The sequence below is a fragment of the Kistimonas asteriae genome, assembly GCF_018263925.1.
Lineage (GTDB): Bacteria > Pseudomonadota > Gammaproteobacteria > Pseudomonadales > Endozoicomonadaceae > Kistimonas > Kistimonas asteriae.
Genome location: NZ_JAEVHF010000006.1, coordinates 212,185 through 229,139, shown reverse-complemented (window position 1 = coordinate 229,139; position 16,955 = coordinate 212,185). Strand labels below are relative to the sequence as shown.

Here is a 16,955-nt window from a genome sequence, read left to right as displayed (position 1 = left end):
TTTTTGCCCTTGTTGCTCCAGCCTGTGTTCAGGAAACAGCTGACAGTACGGGGGCTAATTGACTTTTCAATGTGGTGAGTCCGGTCTGTTCCAGTAATTCTTCCATGTTAAAGAGTGTTGTCAGACTGCGTATTCTGCCTGATTGCAGATACCACACCGAGATAGCGGAGAGTGTAATCACCCGGTCTGAGGGTTCTACTCCGGGCAGCGGTTTTTTCAGGGTGCCGTAAAAGGTGGAGGTTGTCGCCAGTTTGTTGTGGTCAACAATGATGTCGTCGGTCAGGACTTCCAGGTCTGGCATGTAGTGCCTGACCAGTTGAATCGTCTGACTGAAGCCCTGGAAATCAGTTTTCCGTCCTATCAATGAATTGAAGTAAAAAAAATCCCGGGTATGGCAATGAGCCAAGAGTCTCTCTTTACCGCGGTTCCATGACCATTCAATGTGACGGCGGACCAGTTGCTCGCCGGTTAAGCGCTCCTGTTCGACAGAGACAAACGGTTTTGGATTCATGTTTCCATCCGTGGTGCGTGACATGATTGCTGGTTTCGGGGCACTGACCGTACCGTGCGCGAACTGTCGGGAGCTGGCTTAAAAGTCCCGGATAAAATACTGTAGCGCGACGTTATCCTGTTCTGAAATGGTCTTGACCCGGAAGCCTGCGCCAAAGTCCTCACTAAAACTGGAGGGCTGGCACCAGACACATTCCGCTGACAGTTCGATGTTATGTTGGCCAGAGATGGTGTTGGGTAATTCCATGGTGAGATTCAACTGTTGTTGTGCAGACAGTTCCCGTGTCGTGAGCAACATGAACCCTTCCTTTGAAATGTCGAACAGACGGCCCAGCTTTTCACCCGTGATGGTGTCGAAGACAAACGCTGTACAATCAAGCCGTTTGCGAACATGTCTGCGTTGTTCAGTAAATGTTTCGTTCATGCAGTGACAAATATTATTTCTATTATTCGGCCATCCAGAATACCTGTTCTCTCATATGATCACAAAATTTCTGTAACAAGTAGAATGGGCTTTTGACTGTCAGGGCTTGACTGAAAGTGTTGTAGGAAAATGATCACAAGCGGTGACCGTCATTCACTATTTAAAAGACATTGGTCTTACATTTTTGTCATGGCTCTGAAATCCTGTACTAAGCTGAATGCAATAATATCGAACTAACAGCCATAAGCAGGATCAATGCGATTTTCGTCCTTTCTGAATGTGACGAAACGTATAGTCGGAGCAAGTGATTGCGTAGCGCTTGTGGCACGAAGGGAGGGATTCCGCTGTGTTCAGGACGATCACCGATACCAGGCTCAATGATCTTCATTTCAAGCATGATGAATCATCTGGTCTGAAGGCCATTATTGCCATACACGATACCTCTCGGGGGCCTGCGCTCGGCGGGTGCCGTTTTATTTCCTACCAAACCACTGATGAAGCCATTCAGGATGCCGTGCGCCTGGCGAAAGCCATGAGCTATAAAGCGGCATTGGCGGGGCTGGCTCAGGGCGGCGGTAAATCCGTCATTATGGCGCCTGAAGGTGACTTTGACCGGGAAGCGCTGTTTAAGGCTTTTGGACGCTTTGTCGATGAGTTGGGCGGGCGGTATATCACTGCGATGGATTGCGGCACATTCACGGAGGATATGGATACCATCGCGACAGAAACTCCGCATGTTACCTGCACGACAGCGATGGGTGATCCGGCACCTTACACCGCACAGGGCGTGTTTGGCAGCATCAAGGCCTGTGTTGCGGCTTGTAAGGAGCTGCCGGACTCACTGGATGGCGTCACGGTGGCGGTTCAGGGCTTGGGGCATGTGGGTTACGCATTATGTCAGCTGCTGCATCAATCCAAGGCTCGTCTCATCGTGGCAGACATTGCCCAGGACAAGGTCGACCAATGCTGTAAAGCCTTCAATGCCGAAGCGGTGTCACCCGAGGATATCCACAAGGTTAACTGTGATGTGTTCAGCCCCTGCGGACTGGGTGGCATTCTGGACCATAAAACGATCCAGGCGCTGAAATGCCGTGTTGTAGCCGGTTCGGCAAATAATCAATTCGCAAATCCGGACTCCGGTCTATCTTTACACCGTCAGGCAATCCTGTATGCACCGGATTACCTGGTCAATGCAGGTGGGCTGATCTTTGCGTCGCTGCGTCATTTGGGCGAATCCGACAAGGTGATCAGGAAACGGATTGACGGCATTGGTGAGACGCTGGCACGACTGTTCAAGCGGCAGGTGCAAAGTGGTGAGCCCATATCGCTGATTGCAGACCGAATGGCCGAAACAATGCTTTATGGAAATGATCAGGGACGTATGACAGCCTGAAACAGTAACCGGATAAGACTGGGGGGTATATGACGAAAGCTCATGAGACCATTCCCTGGGTTCAGTACCTGGATGAAAACGCCGAACTGACACAGCCATTGCCGGGCTGGGCAGAACAATCTGAAACCTTGATCGATTATTACGAAGCCATGGTGTTTGCCCGGCAGGCAGACCAGAAAGCGATTGCTCTACAACGGACCGGCAAGATGGGAACTTATCCCTCCTGCCAGGGGCAGGAAGCCCAGGGAGTTGTTTATGGGAAACTGCTTGAAAGCAGCGATGTACTGGTTCCCTATTACCGCGACCATCCGGCGATGGTGGCCCGCGGTGTTCGTTATGCCGACATTTACCGCTATTGGGGGGGGGATGAAATCGGCAGCGCATCCGTAGATGGATATGGTCAGGATTTTCCCAATTGCGTACCGATTGCAACCCAGGCGCCTCATGCCGCAGGGATTGCCAGCGCGTTCAAGCTGCGGGGGGAGGACCGGGTTGTCCTGACGACCTGCGGTGATGGTGCGACCTCCAAGGGTGACTTTCTGGAAGCCTTGAACCTTGCCGGTGCCTGGCAGTTACCAGTGGTCTTTTTCATCAACAATAATCAGTGGGCGATCTCCGTACCGCGTTCCATTCAGTGTGGTGCCCCGACATTGGCTCAGAAAGGGGTTGGTGCTGGTTTGCACTGTGTGCAGGTCGACGGCAATGATGTTATTGCCTTGCATGAGGTCGTCAGTGCTGCGCTGGATCGCGCCCGTCACAAGCGTGGGGCAACGGTCATTGAGGCGATCAGCTATCGGTTGTCTGACCACACCACGGCCGATGATGCGGGTCGCTACCGCCCTTCTGAAGAACTCCGGGAAGCCTGGGATAAAGAACCGGTCAAACGCCTTCGGGACTATTTGCATGCCAGAGGACTCTGGGGTCCCGAGAAGGAAACGGCATTGCAGGAACGTGTGGCCCAGCAGATTCAGGAAGAAGTCGACGCTTACCTGTCCACTCCCTTGCCAACCATCGATGACCTCTTTGATTACCACTACGCCAATACACCCAAGGGATTGGCCGAGCAGAAAGAGGAAATGAAGTTGGGAGGTCTCGGTCATGACTAAGGTCACGATGGTAGAAGCGGTCAACAAGGCGTTGGACGACGCGATGGCTGCGGATGAAGAGGTTGTGGTGCTGGGAGAAGATGTCGGCACCAACGGCGGGGTTTTCAGGGCAACGATTGGTCTCAAGGAAAAATATGGCTTCAAGCGGGTCATGGATACACCGCTGGCAGAAGCACTGATTACCGGTGTCACCATCGGGATGGCGACCCAGGGCCTCAAGCCGGTGGCGGAAATCCAGTTCATGGGATTTATTTTCCCCTGTATGGAGCAGCTTTGCTGCCATGCCGCACGCATGCGTAACCGAACCCGGGGCCGGTTGACGTGTCCGATGGTCTTACGCGCTCCGTATGGTGGTGGCATTCATGCCCCCGAACATCATTCCGAAAGTACCGAAGCCCTGTTTGCTCACATTCCAGGGCTGCGAGTGGTGATCCCTTCTTCACCGGTGCGGGCCTATAGCCTGCTCCTGGCTGCCATTGCTGATCCTGACCCGGTGATCTTTCTGGAACCCAAGCGTATTTATCGCTTACAGAAGCAAGAGTTGCCCGAAGCTGGAACGACCTTGCCGCTGGATACCTGTTTTACCCTGCGTGAAGGGCAGGATATCACCCTGGTCAGTTGGGGCGCTTCCATCAAAGAAAGCCTGGAAGCGGCTAAAGCGCTGGGTGAAGACGGTATCAGCGTGGAAGTTATTGATGTGGCAACCATCAAACCACTGGATATGGACACGATTCTGGCGTCTGTACGCAAGACGGGGCGCTGTGTGATTGTTCATGAAGCAGCCAGAAGTTTCGGCGTTGGTGCTGAAATCGCCGCGCAGGTATCAGCCGAGGCCATCTTTGAACTTCAGGCACCCGTTAAGCGCGTGACCGGGTACGACATCACCATGCCTTACTACCGCATGGAAGATCATTATTTGCCGGATACGGAACGTATCGTTCGGGCGATCAAGGAAACCGTGATGTTTCAATAGCCTGCGGCGACAGAGAGACCTGGGACCGTAGCGGAATAGTCAGATTTTGCTGTCACCTTTCAAAGGGGGTGTGCAATGCGTTTTTTCAAGTTACCTGATCTGGGAGAGGGCATTCCCGAAGCGGATATCGTCAAGTGGCATGTCAAACCTGGTGACCACGTTGAGGAAGACCAGCTGCTGGTATCTGTGGAAACCGCCAAGGCGGTAGTGGATGTGCCTTCTCCACAAACTGGCGTGATTGGAAAATTGTTTGGCGAGCCAGGGGATACACTGCATACCGGTGAGCCGCTGGTGGAATTTGCCGGCGTTGAAGAAGAGGATACCGGAACCGTTGTCGGCAAGCTGGAGGAAGCACCGGAATCGGCAGATGATGAGCAGTTTTTTGTTGGCGTTTCACCCTCAACCGCAGAAAGCCAGCGAGTAAGGGCAACACCGGCAGTAAGGGCGTTAGCGCAGAGGCTGGGTGTTGATATCAATACAGTGCAGGCATCGTTACCGACAGGAAATATTACCACTGAAGACGTAGAAAAAGCGGCCTATACTAGTCCGCTGGGTGATGAAACAGAAACCCTGCGCGGCGTACGTAAACATATGGCCAGAAATATGGCGGCTTCCGGTGAGTCCGTCGTACCGGTCACACTGTTTGATGATGCCGATATTGGACACTGGGAAAAGGGCACGGACATCACAGTCAGGGTTATGCTGGCCATTGCTGAGGCTTGCAGGGCAGAACCGTCGTTAAATGCCTGGTTTGATGGCCGAACGTTCAGCCGCCGCCTGTTTGATCAGGTGCACCTTGGCGTGGCTGTCGATTCTGAGCAGGGATTGTTTGTGCCGGTGATGCAGGATATCGGTAACCGGTCAGCACAGCATATTCGTAAAGGATTGGATGCGATGTGCCGGGATGTGGAAAACCGTTCAGTCCCGCAGGATGAACTGAAAGGTGCCACCATCACCTTGAGCAATTTTGGCACCATGGCAGGACGCTATGCGACGCCAATTGTGGTGCCGCCAATGGTCTGCATTTTAGGAACCGGCGTGATCAGGAAGGAAGCTGTCGTTGTCGATGACAAGGTTGAAGTGCACCGGATTATGCCGCTTTCTCTCAGCTTTGATCACCGCGCTGTTACTGGCGGAGAAGCCGCACGATTCCTCGCAACGGTGATCAAGCAGTTGCAGAGTGCATAAATTCGTTTTAAAACCTAAAGAAGGCTAGATTAAAAAAGAGAGATATAAAATCAAGCTGGCAAGGTAGTAACCGATAGATACCGGGAGCGGCTGTGTCGTTCCCGCTTATAACAAAAGTTCAGCTTGGATAAGGAACCGGAACGACCGGGCAAATCGCAGGGCATTGATGCCTGTTGTTGCATCAGCAGTGGTACTGGCGGTTGCAATATTATTCAGACAGGGCAGGTGAGCGAGAAATGGAAATTTTCAATAAGTACCAGGCGCGTTATCAGTCAACCAAGCAGGAAGAGATGTCTCTGCAGGAATACCTGGCGCTCTGTAAGGACGACCCGATAACCTATGCCAATGCCTCAGAGCGGATGCTGATGGCCATCGGTGAACCGGAAGTGATTGATACCTCCAGAGATCCGATTCTCAGCCGCATATTTTCCAATAAGTTGATCAAGCGCTATAAAGCGTTTGAGGAATTCTATGGCATGGAAGATGCCATTCAGCAGATTGTCTCCTATTTCCGGCACGCTGCGCAGGGACTGGAAGAAAAGAAACAGATCATTTATCTCCTGGGACCCGTCGGGGGCGGTAAGTCTTCACTGGCAGAACGCCTGAAGGCGCTGATCCAGGATGTGCCCTTTTATGCCATCAAGGGGTCTCCCGTGTTCGAATCGCCGTTGGGACTCTTTAATCCACAGGAAGATGGCAAGATTCTGGAAGAAGAGTACGGCATCCCCCAGCGTTACCTGCGGGGTATTATTTCTCCCTGGGCGGTAAAACGCCTGCATGAGTATGGCGGTGACATCACCAAGTTCAAGGTGGTCAAGTTGTATCCCAGTATTCTTGACCAGATTGCGGTCGCCAAGACTGAACCCGGTGATGAGAATAACCAGGATATCTCCAGCCTCGTCGGTAAGGTGGATATCCGTCAGTTGGAAGAATATTCACAGAACGATCCCGATGCGTACAGTTTCTCCGGTGCCCTGTGCCGCGCCAACCAGGGGATGATGGAATTTGTTGAAATGTTCAAGGCGCCTATCAAGGTGCTGCATCCACTGCTGACCGCGACCCAGGAAGGAAACTACAACAGTACCGAGGGCATGAGTGCGATTCCGTTTGACGGCATCATTCTGGCACACTCGAATGAATCCGAGTGGCAGAGCTTCAGAAACAACAAAACCAATGAAGCGTTCATTGACCGGGTCAATATTGTCAAGGTGCCTTACTGCACCCGTGTTTCGGAAGAGATCAAGATTTACGAGAAACTGTTGATCAACAGCTCGCTGCGTGAAGCACCCTGTGCACCGGATACGCTGCGGATGCTGGCCCAGTTCACGACGCTGTCTCGTATCAAGGAACCTGATAACTCCAACGTATTCTCAAAGATGCGGGTGTACGATGGCGAAAACCTGAAGGATACCGATCCACAGGCGAAGCCGCTGCAGGAATACAAGGATGCCGCCGGTGTTGATGAAGGTATGGACGGCCTTTCAACCCGTTTTGCCTTCAAGATCCTGTCCAAGGTTTTCAATTTCGATCCGTCGGAAGTGGCGGCCAACCCGGTGCATCTGCTTTATGTGCTGGAGCGTGAAATTGAGCAGCAACAGTTCCCTCAGGAAATCCAGGAGCGCTACCTCCGCTACCTGAAGGAATTCCTGGCGCCGAAGTACATTGAGTTCCTGGGTAAAGAGATTCAGACCGCTTACCTGGAATCCTACTCAGAATACGGCCAGAACATCTTCGACCGTTACATCACGTATGCGGATTTCTGGATTCAGGATCAGGAATACCGTGATCCGGAAACCGGCGATATTCTTGATCGTTCTGCTATCAACGATGAACTGGAAAAGATCGAGAAAGCTGCCAGTATCGCCAATCCGAAGGATTTCCGGAACGAAGTGGTGAACTTCGTACTGCGTGCCCGGGCTGGTAATAACGGCAAAAATCCCAGCTGGCTCAGCTACGAGAAGATGCGCTCGGTTATTGAGAAGAAGATGTTCTCCAATACCGAAGACCTGTTGCCGGTTATCTCCTTCAATGCGAAGGGCAGCAATGATGAGCAACGCAAGCACAACGAGTTTGTGAAGCGCTTGGTTGAACGGGGTTATACCGAGAAGCAGGTCAGGTTGCTGGCCGAATGGTATATCCGCGTCCGGAAGTCACAGTAGTGTAGTCACCGCCATGCCAATGCCGGCGCCCAATGGAAACCGCAGGGACTGCGGTTTCGGCGTCGGAGCATGGCAGAGGGCTACGCTGTTTCCTCGTATCAACGAGTCTCTGCTTGCCACACGGAGTGTGTAATGAGCATCATTATTGACCGCCGCCTCAACGGCAAGAACAAGAGCACGGTAAACCGTCAGCGGTTTATGCGGCGGTATAAAAAGCATATCAAGAAAGCGGTGTCGGATGCGGTGAACAAGCGCAGCATTACCGACGTCGAAAGCGGCAGCGACATCTCCATTTCCCAGAAGGATCTGTCGGAACCCATCTTTCATCATGGTCAGGGCGGCATGCACCGCGGTATTCACCCTGGCAACAAGGATTTCATCAAAGGCGACCGGATCAAGCGCCCCAATGGCGGTAGCGGCCGTGGCGGTGGCGCGGGTCAGGCCAGCAATCAGGGCGATGGTATGGATGAGTTCACCTTCCATATCAACCATGATGAATTCCTGGAATTCATGTTTGATGACCTGGAACTGCCTAATCTGTCTGAAAAACAGCTGCATGACATGGTGGAATTCAAAACCCGCCAGGCAGGTTTTGTAACGGCAGGGCCGCCGGACCGACTCAATATCGTCCGCTCACTGCGCAGTGCCCATGCGCGCAGGATTGCACTGTCCGGCGGTACTCGTCGGGATATCCGCCAGATGAAACGTGAATTGCGGGAAATGGAAGTTCAGCCTGATGATTACGATGAAGAAAGGGCCAACTTTCTCCGTGAAGAAATCAAGCGGCTGAACGGCAAGCTCAAGCGGGTGCCCTTCATTGATGACATTGACCTTCGGTACAACAATTTCGTCAAGGTGCCCCAGCCGTCAAGCAAGGCGGTGATGTTCTGTGTCATGGATGTTTCTGGTTCCATGACGCAGGAAATCAAGGATATGGCCAAACGTTTCTTTATCCTGCTCTACCTGTTCCTGCAGCGGAACTACAAGCGGATTGAGGTAGTGTTTATCCGGCATCACACGGCTGCCAAGGAAGTGGACGAAGAAGATTTCTTCTATTCCCGTGAAACCGGTGGAACCATTGTTTCCAGTGCTCTGGAACTGACCCGGGATACCATCATTAAGCGTTACTCGCCGACTGACTGGAATATCTACGTCGCCCAGGCTTCGGATGGGGATAACTGGGAAGGGGATTCCTCGGTCTGCACCAAAATCCTGGCGAATGAGCTGATGCCTCTGGTGCAGTATTTCTCCTATGTGGAAATCACTGACCGTCAGCATCAGAACCTGTGGCGTGAATACGAAACTATCCAGGACCAGTTCCAGGATGCCTTTGCGATGCAGCAGATCAAGTCCGCCAGCGATATTTATCCGGTATTCCGGCGCCTGTTCGAGAAGAAGGAAGCGTAATGAGCAAGAAAAAAAAACCGCTGTCCACAGAGTCTGAATGGACGTTTGAGCTGATCGAACAGTATGACCGCGAGATTTCACGCATCGCGGAGAAATTTCGGCTGGATACGTATCCCAACCAGGTTGAAATCATCAGTTCGGAACAGATGCTGGACGCTTATGCGTCCGTGGGCATGCCGTTGATGTATAACCACTGGTCATTTGGTAAACATTTCCTCAGTAACCAGCAGGGGTATGAACGAGGCCGGATGGGATTGGCCTATGAAATCGTCATTAATTCTAATCCCTGTATTGCCTACCTGATGGAAGAAAACACCATCACCATGCAGGCGCTGGTGATTGCCCATGCCTGCTACGGGCATAATTCTTTCTTCAAGGGAAATTACCTGTTCCAGACCTGGACCGATGCGGAGTCGATCATTGATTACCTCCTGTTTGCCAAAAACTACGTCAACCAGTGTGAAGAGAAATACGGTATCGATGCGGTTGAAGATGTTTTGGACGCGTGCCATGCCCTGATGAATCAAGGGGTTAACCGGTATAAGCGACCAAGGCCGATTTCGGCGGAAGAGGAAAAGTCTCGCCAGGAAGAGCGGGCTGAATACATCCAACGCACACTGAACGATATCTGGTCCACGATTCCGCAGCAGGAAACGGAAGTGGAAGAGAAAGAAACACGTTTTCCGGAACATCCCGAAGAAAACATTCTCTATTTCCTGGAAAAGAACGCGCCATTACTGGAAACCTGGCAGCGTGAACTCCTGAGGATCGTTCGCAAGATGGCGCAATATTATTATCCACAGCGCCAGACCCAGGTGATGAATGAAGGTTGGGCGACTTTCTGGCACTACACCATCATGCATGAACTGTATAACGAGGGCCTGGTAACGGATGGCTTTATCATGGAGTTCCTGCATTCTCACACCAGCGTGATTTTCCAGCCGGATTTTGATGATCCCCGCTATTCTGGCATTAACCCGTATACATTGGGTTTCAAGATGTTCGTGGATATCCGTCGTATCTGTGAAGATCCCACCGATGAAGACCGGGAATGGTTCCCGGATATTGCTGGCTCTGACTGGCTGGAAACCCTCCATTTCGCCATGCGTAACTTCAAGGATGAAAGCTTCATCCAACAGTATCTGTCGCCAAAGGTGATCCGGGAATTACGGCTGTTCTCCATTATGGATAATGAGAAAAAGGCCTACATGGAAGTGGATGCCATCCACGATGAACCTGGCTACCGCGAAATCCGGGAAGCGTTGGCAGCCCAGTACAACCTGGGGAACCGCGAGCCCAACATTCAGGTCTATAACGTCAATGTCAAAGGTGATCGTGCCTTGACCATGCGCCACTACATGCATCAGGGGCGACCGCTGGGAGAAACCACGGAAGAAATCCTGCGGCATGTGCATAAACTGTGGGGGTTTGATGTCCGACTGGAGTCGGTGGATGAAGAGGATCAGGTCAAGCGGACCGCCAGCTGTCCCCGGAAGTCGAGCAAAGACAGCTCGAATGCGATGATAGAGCTTGCCTGACATCCATACTGTCCATGTTATACAGCAATAAACACCGCCATATTCAATCGGGCGGTGTTTTTTTATGTGATATGTACTATGGTTTGGTAATTTTTACGGATGATGGAGTCGTAATGTTGATTTTTAGCTCCTATCCGACCATTGCCTGAATACTGATCACATCACGATAAAAACAGATCGGGAGAGCACACGACTATGGGTATCGATCCCTCTTGGTATAAAGGTCTTTTACAGCTGTCAGCCTGGGAAGTGGTGGGCGCCACGCTGATTCTCACGCATATTACGATCCTCAGCGTAACACTCTATCTGCATCGATTCAGTGCACATAACGCGATTGATCTTCATCCCGTTATTCAGCATTTCTTCCGTTTCTGGCTGTGGTTAACTACCGGCATGAATACCAGGGAATGGACGGCTATCCACCGTAAGCACCATGCGGTCTGTGAGACGGCTGATGATCCACACAGCCCGGTTGTCAGAGGGTTGAATGAAGTGCTGTGGCGTGGCTCAGAACTGTATCGTGCCGAGGCCAAAAATGAAGAAACCCTGCGTCGTTTTGGGCAGCGTTGCCCGGAAGACTGGGTTGAGCGAAATGTTTACAGCCGTTTCTCAGGCCTTGGCATTACCCTGATGTTTCTTGCTGACGTAACCCTGTTCGGCGTGATTGGTATTACGGTCTGGGCGGTTCAGATGATCTGGAGTCCGGTCTTTGCAGCGGGTGTTATCAACGGTATTGGCCATTATTTTGGTTATCGTAACTTTGAGTGTAAGGACAATGCTCGCAATATTGTGCCCTGGGGCATACTCATTGGGGGTGAGGAACTGCATAACAACCACCATACCTATCCTAACTCCGCCAAGTTTTCTGTCCGGTTTTGGGAGTTTGATATCGGTTGGGTATGGATTCGTGCCTTTAAGCTGCTCGGTTTGGCCAAGGTGAAATTTACCCGTCCGCTGGTTTACCGGGATATCACCAAAAAGGATATTGACCACGATACGATTCTGGCAGTGATCAATAACCGGTTCCAGATTATGGACAACTACCGTCGTACGGTCATCGGTCCGCTGGTCAAAAATGAACTGGCCAGGGCTGAAGGCAAGAAAAGGCAGATTCTGCGTCGGGCGAAAAAACTGTTGTCCCGGGAAGATGCTTTGCTCAAGCCTGACCATGTTGAGCGCCTCAATTCCATTGTTGAATCCAGCCATGCCTTGAAAGTGATTTATGAGAAGCGCCTGGCGCTGCAGGCTATCTGGCAAACATTCAAAGACAAGAATGATCGTCTGGAAGCGCTCCGTGAATGGTGCCGTCAGGCGGAAGCCAGTGGTATCCGTTCATTGCAGGATTTTGCTGTGCAGCTACGCACCTATACCTTGCCTCGGATGGCTTGATAATGCGGCAGTCTCTATGATCGCCATAGAGACTGTTCTTTCCTTAAGTCTTCCTTAAAGAATCATCGAAATTGATGATCTGTTGATGTCTATCAAATTCCCATCCTGACCGACCACTTACCCTGCCTGTTATTTTTGGCCGTGGTATTGGTGTGGAGGATCGTCGGTGTGGATTGTCTGATGAAAGCCTGGAGTGACAATGAAAAGGCTTTACAGGGCTGGTTGCTGAAACAGACGGGCGATATTGAACAGACGCAGGATTTACTTCAGGAGGTATTTCTGAAGTCTCTCAAAAACAAGGAACGCTTTTGTACACTGGCGCATGCCAGAAGCTGGTTTTTTACGATCACCCGGAATACGTTGATTGATGCGGTCAGAAAACCTCATCCTGAAACCACGCCTTTCTTCGATCAAATTCAGCAGGTTTCCGAGACACCACTGCTCCTTGAACTGCAGTCTTGCATGATGCGGGTACTGAGCGAACTGGATGATAACGACCGGGAGGTGATTGAATGTTGTGATATCCAGAAGATGTCACAGGATGCCTATGCCCGTTCTGTTGGGTTGTCCCTCCCCGCAGTCAAATCACGATTGCAGCGTGCTCGACAAAAGCTCCGGACACAGATGGTCAACAAGTGCCGGATTCAATTTGATGACACAGGTGTCTGTGATTTTACGCCCAGGCACCGTATCGGATAGTTGAAAAAATCTTAAAAAAAGATGCATCTTTTTGCTGCTGGTGTCGTGTTTAAAAGAAACAAGACTCTAGCGGAGACCTTCCATGCTGCATTGGTTTACCCGGCTGGCGGACTGGGTGACATATTCGTTGCTTCAGCTATCACCAGACACACCGCTGGCCAACGGTGTTCATTTCTTTGTCGAAGATACGACCAAAATACTGGTTCTGTTGACGACGCTGATCTATGTGATTGCGATTGTCCGGGCAGGACTGAATCCGGAACGGGTTCGTTACTATCTGCAAGGACGCCGACGTTTTCCCGGTTATCTCATGGGCTCGGTCTTTGGTGCGGTGACGCCCTTCTGTTCCTGCAGTTCCATTCCCCTGTTCATGGGGTTTGTCTCGGCTCGTATTCCACTGGGTGTCACGATGGCGTTTCTGTTGACCTCCCCGATGATTAATGAAATCGCGGTCGTGCTGCTGACGTCGTTACTGGGGATTCGTTTTACCGTCATATACGTTGTGATTGGTATGACGTTGGGCATCGTGGGTGGTTTCCTGATGGACCGTATCAGGGCTGAACGCTGGTTAGTGCCATTTCTGGCGCAGCAGTATCAATCCCGGGAAACCACCGAAGCAATTGATTACCAGCCTCAGGCAATGACCCTGAAGGATCGCCATCAGTTTGCTTTAGAGGAAACCCGTACGGTTGTCGGCAGAATCTGGAAATGGGTGTTCATTGGGGTTGGGATCGGCGCTTTTATCCATGGGTTTATTCCTGAAACCTGGTTCCAGACGTATCTGGGGGCTGGCCAATGGTGGACAGTGCCTCTGGCATCCCTGGCCGGTATACCGCTGTACGTGAATGCAACGTCTGTGATTCCGGTTATGGGGAGCTTGCTGGCGAAAAGTGTGCCGCTGGGCACCACGCTGGCGTTCTGTATGAGTGCGGTTGCTGTCAGCCTGCCGGAATTCATGATGCTGAAACAGGTGATGCAGTATCGATTACTACTGATGATCGCGGCGTATCTGCTGGTGGCTTTCTGTCTGGTGGGTTGGCTGTTTAACGCCGTGAATTTTTTGTAGCAAATGCGATTTAAATCAATGCAAAAAGAGGTAGTGTGATGAAGGAAATCAATGTCTATGGTTCCGGTTGCAGGAACTGTGTTATCACGGCTGAACGGGTCGAGCAGGTGGCACAACAGCTGAATCAGGCAATCCGGTTAACCAAGGTGTCTGATCTGGAAGCCATCATGAAAGCGGGTGTGGTCAGCACGCCTGCAGTTGCCATTGATGGTCAGCTGGTGCACACCGGTTCTGTGCCGACCCTCGAAAAACTCGAAGAACTCCTGGGCGGATAACCGCATTCTGACCAGGAATACCATCAAGACGACAGCTACCTGACAGAGCGTATTGCATGCGACAACCTTCAGGTAGTATGTCCGTCCATTTACTCTGGAAGATGCCTGATATGGAACACTTGCGCGACCTGTCTCCTAACGGCCTGTGGCAATGGTTTGAAACGATCTGCTCAATCCCGCATCCCTCCGGACACGAGATTGCCCTGCGTGACCATATTGAGCACTGGGCAAAGTCGCAGGGATTGGAAACTCTGGTGGATACTGTGGGTAACCTGATCATTCGAAAATCTGCGACAGCGGGTATGGAAGATCGTCAGGGCGTCATCCTTCAGGCGCACCTGGATATGGTGCCGCAGTGTAATGCGGACAAGCAGCATGTGTTTGAACAGGATCCGATTATCACGATCATTGATGGTGAATGGGTGCGTGCTGATGGCACCACCCTGGGTGCTGACAACGGCATTGGCATGGCGTCTGCCCTGGCGGTGCTGTCGTCCAGTGACATGGCTCACGGCCCGCTGGAAGTACTGCTGACGATTAATGAAGAGGCAGGCATGACCGGTGCCTTTGGTTTGCAGCCGGGCTTGCTACAGGGTGACATCCTGATCAATACCGACTCGGAAGAGGAAGGTGACGTCTACATGGGATGTGCCGGTGGTGTGGATGTGCAGTTGACCCGCACCATAGACCGTAAGCCGTTGCCTGCAGGCTATCAGTCTTTTGACCTGACACTGTCAGGATTAAAAGGCGGCCATTCCGGTTGCGATATTCACCTGGGACGCGGTAACGCGAACAAGTTGCTGGCCCGGTTCCTGTTTGGTCATGCCGAAGAGCTGGGACTGTGTGTGGCAGATATTCGTGGCGGCAGCCTACGCAACGCGATCCCCCGTGAAGCAGGAGCAACCATTGCTGTGGCTGCAGAGCACGTCGATGCGCTGAAAGCCCTGGTGGATCGCTATCGTGGGATTTTGTCGTCTGAATTGGCGGCTACTGAGCCGACGCTCAAGCTTGAGCTGTCACCGGCAGACGTCCCGACTCAGGTGTTCGCCACGGAAGATCAGCGGATACTGTTGGCCATGATGCATGCTGCGCCCAATGGCGTGATCCGGATGAGTGATGCCTTCCCCGGTGTCGTGGAAACCTCGACTAATATGGGTGTAGTGACGACGACTGACGGTCAGGTGGACATCCTGTTCCTGGTACGGTCCACCATCGACTCCGGACGCAACATGGTGGAAAACATGCTGCGGGCGCTGGCATTCACGGCGGGTGCGGACATGGAGGCCTCCGGTGCTTATCCGGGCTGGAAGCCAGACGCTACCTCTCCGGTGATGCAGCTGGTGCGGGATATTTACCAGGAAAAATTCGGAAAACTGCCGTCTGTCCAGGTCATTCATGCAGGGCTTGAGTGTGGATTGTTCAAGGAACCCTACCCGTCACTGGATATGGTGTCGATCGGCCCGACCATCCGCTTCCCGCATTCTCCGGATGAGAAAGTAGATATCGCTTCTGTTGGTCGCTATTGGGAATTGCTGGTAGCGGTACTGGGTGCGATTCCTGCCAGAAATGCCTGAAACTGACCTTCGTTTCAACACAGCGGCAGAGGTTCCTCTGCCGCACTCACACCAGGAAATTACCTTTTTATTGATCATTATCGGGGTATGGTGAAACAATTCTGTCACACAATAGAAAAATAATGTTCGAACCAGAACGAATGTAAACATGATCCCGGGGGATTCAATGCGTAAACCAGCCCGTAAATTTTTGGCCGCAGCCGGTCTGCTTGCCTGCAGTATGACGGCTGCCGTACAGGCCGAGGAGTTACGACTCCTGACGTGGGGAGGTTATGCGCCTCAGGAAGTGATTGATCTGTTTGAGAAAGAAACCGGTATCGACGTCAAAGTCACAGTATCAAACAACGAGGATATGATCTCCAAGTTGCGTGCGACCCGTGGTGCGGGTTTTGACCTGGCGCAGCCGAGTCAGGACCGTATTCTTGGCGCACAGAAAAATTATCGTATCTACAAGCCAATAGATATGAGCAAGATTGATGCGAGCCGCTTTATTCCTTCCATGTTGAAAGCCTCTGAAGCCAGTTCAAAGATTGGTGATGATGTGTATGCCGTGCCGCATATCTGGGGGACCAGTGGTTTGATTGTCAACCAAACCGCAGGCAAGCAGGAATACAGTTTTAATGATCTGTGCTCGGATGATTACGCGGGCAAAGTCTCCTATCGCCTGAAGCGTCCGACCCTGATCGGTTTTGCCTTCGCCATGGGCGAAGACCCCTTTGCAGCGTATAACGACCGGAAGCAGTACGAAGCGATTCTTGGCAAAGTCCAGGACAAGCTGATTGAGTGTAAGGGCAATGTGAAAGCCTACTGGTCCGGTGGTGATGCCCTGATCAACCTGTTGCGCAGTGGTGAAGTAACCATGGCGATGGGATGGGATGCTGGCGGCTGGAAGCTCAACCAGGAAAACGACAAGATTAACTTTGTCGCTCCATCTTCTGGTGCTTTGGGCTGGATCGATACGTTCGTTCTGCCTGCCAAGGGGCGTAATGACGCAGCCGCCTACCAATGGATTAACTTCGTTATGCGTCCTGATATTGCGGCGAAAATCACGACATCTGCCGGTAACTTCACTGCGGCCATTGGCGCGGAAGCGTATGTGGATGCGGGACTGAGAAGCAGTTATCAGCAGAGCTTTGACCAGGCTGCACTGGATAATATCAAGTGGTATCCACCGGTACCGGCCGGCCTTGAAACCATTGAAGGGAAAGTACTGGATCGCGTAAAAGCGGCGCAGTAATTCTGATCGGGAAGCGG

The 16,955-nt window shown here is 51.9% G+C and carries 15 protein-coding genes; 13 read left to right on the top strand and 2 right to left on the bottom strand.

Going from position 1 to position 16,955, the window contains the following annotated elements:
* Window positions 1-28: 28 nt before the first annotated feature.
* Both KHS78_RS09315 and KHS78_RS09310 read right to left on the bottom strand, forming a co-directional pair.
* Window positions 29-511 carry an ester cyclase gene (locus KHS78_RS09315; protein WP_211827606.1) on the bottom strand — a complete coding sequence of 161 codons (483 nt, stop codon included), beginning with the start codon at window positions 509-511 and terminating at the stop codon, window positions 29-31.
* A 78-nt stretch (window positions 512-589) separates the two neighbouring features.
* Window positions 590-934: a PilZ domain-containing protein gene (locus tag KHS78_RS09310; protein ID WP_211827604.1), complete on the bottom strand. Its 345-nt coding sequence runs from the start codon at window positions 932-934 to the stop codon at window positions 590-592.
* Between the two features lie 346 nt (window positions 935-1,280).
* Between KHS78_RS09310 and KHS78_RS09305 the strand changes: the two genes are divergently transcribed.
* The 13 genes from KHS78_RS09305 to KHS78_RS09245 all read left to right on the top strand — a co-directional run bounded on the left by KHS78_RS09305 (window position 1,281) and on the right by KHS78_RS09245 (window position 16,938).
* Window positions 1,281-2,327 (top strand): Leu/Phe/Val dehydrogenase, encoded by a 1,047-nt coding sequence (locus KHS78_RS09305; RefSeq protein ID WP_211827597.1) that lies wholly within the window; start codon window positions 1,281-1,283, stop codon window positions 2,325-2,327.
* Window positions 2,328-2,356: 29 nt separating this feature from the next.
* Complete coding sequence (pdhA, locus tag KHS78_RS09300) at window positions 2,357-3,433, top strand: pyruvate dehydrogenase (acetyl-transferring) E1 component subunit alpha (protein WP_211827595.1); 1,077 nt, start codon at window positions 2,357-2,359, stop codon at window positions 3,431-3,433.
* Window positions 3,426-4,406, top strand: coding sequence for an alpha-ketoacid dehydrogenase subunit beta (locus KHS78_RS09295; RefSeq protein ID WP_211827593.1), 981 nt, complete (start codon window positions 3,426-3,428; stop codon window positions 4,404-4,406). The genes pdhA and KHS78_RS09295 overlap by 8 nt, the downstream gene beginning before the upstream one ends.
* A 75-nt stretch (window positions 4,407-4,481) precedes the next feature.
* Entirely contained in the window at window positions 4,482-5,594 is a 1,113-nt protein-coding gene (locus tag KHS78_RS09290; protein WP_211827591.1) for a dihydrolipoamide acetyltransferase family protein, read from the top strand.
* 236 nt (window positions 5,595-5,830) lie between these two features.
* Complete coding sequence (locus KHS78_RS09285; protein WP_211827589.1) at window positions 5,831-7,753, top strand: PrkA family serine protein kinase; 1,923 nt, start codon at window positions 5,831-5,833, stop codon at window positions 7,751-7,753.
* 132 nt (window positions 7,754-7,885) lie between these two features.
* Window positions 7,886-9,160, top strand: a complete 1,275-nt coding sequence (locus KHS78_RS09280; protein WP_211827587.1) for a YeaH/YhbH family protein — start codon at window positions 7,886-7,888, stop codon at window positions 9,158-9,160.
* Window positions 9,160-10,698: a SpoVR family protein gene (locus tag KHS78_RS09275; RefSeq protein WP_211827585.1), complete on the top strand. Its 1,539-nt coding sequence runs from the start codon at window positions 9,160-9,162 to the stop codon at window positions 10,696-10,698. Before KHS78_RS09280 ends, KHS78_RS09275 begins: the two co-directional genes overlap by 1 nt.
* 195 nt (window positions 10,699-10,893) lie before the next feature.
* Entirely contained in the window at window positions 10,894-12,087 is a 1,194-nt protein-coding gene (locus KHS78_RS09270) for a DesA family fatty acid desaturase (protein WP_211827583.1), read from the top strand.
* Window positions 12,088-12,267: 180 nt separating this feature from the next.
* Window positions 12,268-12,786, top strand: coding sequence for a sigma-70 family RNA polymerase sigma factor (locus KHS78_RS09265; RefSeq protein ID WP_211827580.1), 519 nt, complete (start codon window positions 12,268-12,270; stop codon window positions 12,784-12,786).
* A gap of 82 nt (window positions 12,787-12,868) precedes the next feature.
* The gene (locus tag KHS78_RS09260; RefSeq protein WP_211827578.1) at window positions 12,869-13,852 is read left to right on the top strand and encodes a permease; all 984 of its coding nucleotides are present in this window, start codon (window positions 12,869-12,871) and stop codon (window positions 13,850-13,852) included.
* A 38-nt stretch (window positions 13,853-13,890) separates the two neighbouring features.
* Window positions 13,891-14,127, top strand: coding sequence for a thioredoxin family protein (locus tag KHS78_RS09255; protein WP_211827576.1), 237 nt, complete (start codon window positions 13,891-13,893; stop codon window positions 14,125-14,127).
* Window positions 14,128-14,237: 110 nt separating this feature from the next.
* Window positions 14,238-15,701: an aminoacyl-histidine dipeptidase gene (locus tag KHS78_RS09250; protein ID WP_211827574.1), complete on the top strand. Its 1,464-nt coding sequence runs from the start codon at window positions 14,238-14,240 to the stop codon at window positions 15,699-15,701.
* 166 nt (window positions 15,702-15,867) lie between these two features.
* Complete coding sequence (locus KHS78_RS09245; protein ID WP_211827572.1) at window positions 15,868-16,938, top strand: extracellular solute-binding protein; 1,071 nt, start codon at window positions 15,868-15,870, stop codon at window positions 16,936-16,938.
* Window positions 16,939-16,955 lie beyond the last annotated feature (17 nt).

Excerpts from the sequence above, each read along its gene's own strand:
- KHS78_RS09285 (WP_211827589.1), top strand. The coding sequence starts at position 5,831 with ATGGAAATTTTCAATAAGTACCAGGCGCGTTATCAGTCAACCAAGCAG.
- pdhA (WP_211827595.1), top strand. The coding sequence starts at position 2,357 with ATGACGAAAGCTCATGAGACCATTCCCTGGGTTCAGTACCTGGATGAA.
- KHS78_RS09275 (WP_211827585.1), top strand. The coding sequence starts at position 9,160 with ATGAGCAAGAAAAAAAAACCGCTGTCCACAGAGTCTGAATGGACGTTT.
- KHS78_RS09270 (WP_211827583.1), top strand. The coding sequence starts at position 10,894 with ATGGGTATCGATCCCTCTTGGTATAAAGGTCTTTTACAGCTGTCAGCC.
- KHS78_RS09250 (WP_211827574.1), top strand. The coding sequence starts at position 14,238 with ATGGAACACTTGCGCGACCTGTCTCCTAACGGCCTGTGGCAATGGTTT.
- KHS78_RS09315 (WP_211827606.1), bottom strand. The coding sequence starts at position 511 with ATGAATCCAAAACCGTTTGTCTCTGTCGAACAGGAGCGCTTAACCGGC.
- KHS78_RS09265 (WP_211827580.1), top strand. The coding sequence starts at position 12,268 with ATGAAAGCCTGGAGTGACAATGAAAAGGCTTTACAGGGCTGGTTGCTG.
- KHS78_RS09255 (WP_211827576.1), top strand. The coding sequence starts at position 13,891 with ATGAAGGAAATCAATGTCTATGGTTCCGGTTGCAGGAACTGTGTTATC.
- KHS78_RS09310 (WP_211827604.1), bottom strand. The coding sequence starts at position 934 with ATGAACGAAACATTTACTGAACAACGCAGACATGTTCGCAAACGGCTT.
- KHS78_RS09295 (WP_211827593.1), top strand. The coding sequence starts at position 3,426 with ATGACTAAGGTCACGATGGTAGAAGCGGTCAACAAGGCGTTGGACGAC.
- KHS78_RS09260 (WP_211827578.1), top strand. The coding sequence starts at position 12,869 with ATGCTGCATTGGTTTACCCGGCTGGCGGACTGGGTGACATATTCGTTG.
- KHS78_RS09245 (WP_211827572.1), top strand. The coding sequence starts at position 15,868 with ATGCGTAAACCAGCCCGTAAATTTTTGGCCGCAGCCGGTCTGCTTGCC.
- KHS78_RS09290 (WP_211827591.1), top strand. The coding sequence starts at position 4,482 with ATGCGTTTTTTCAAGTTACCTGATCTGGGAGAGGGCATTCCCGAAGCG.
- KHS78_RS09280 (WP_211827587.1), top strand. The coding sequence starts at position 7,886 with ATGAGCATCATTATTGACCGCCGCCTCAACGGCAAGAACAAGAGCACG.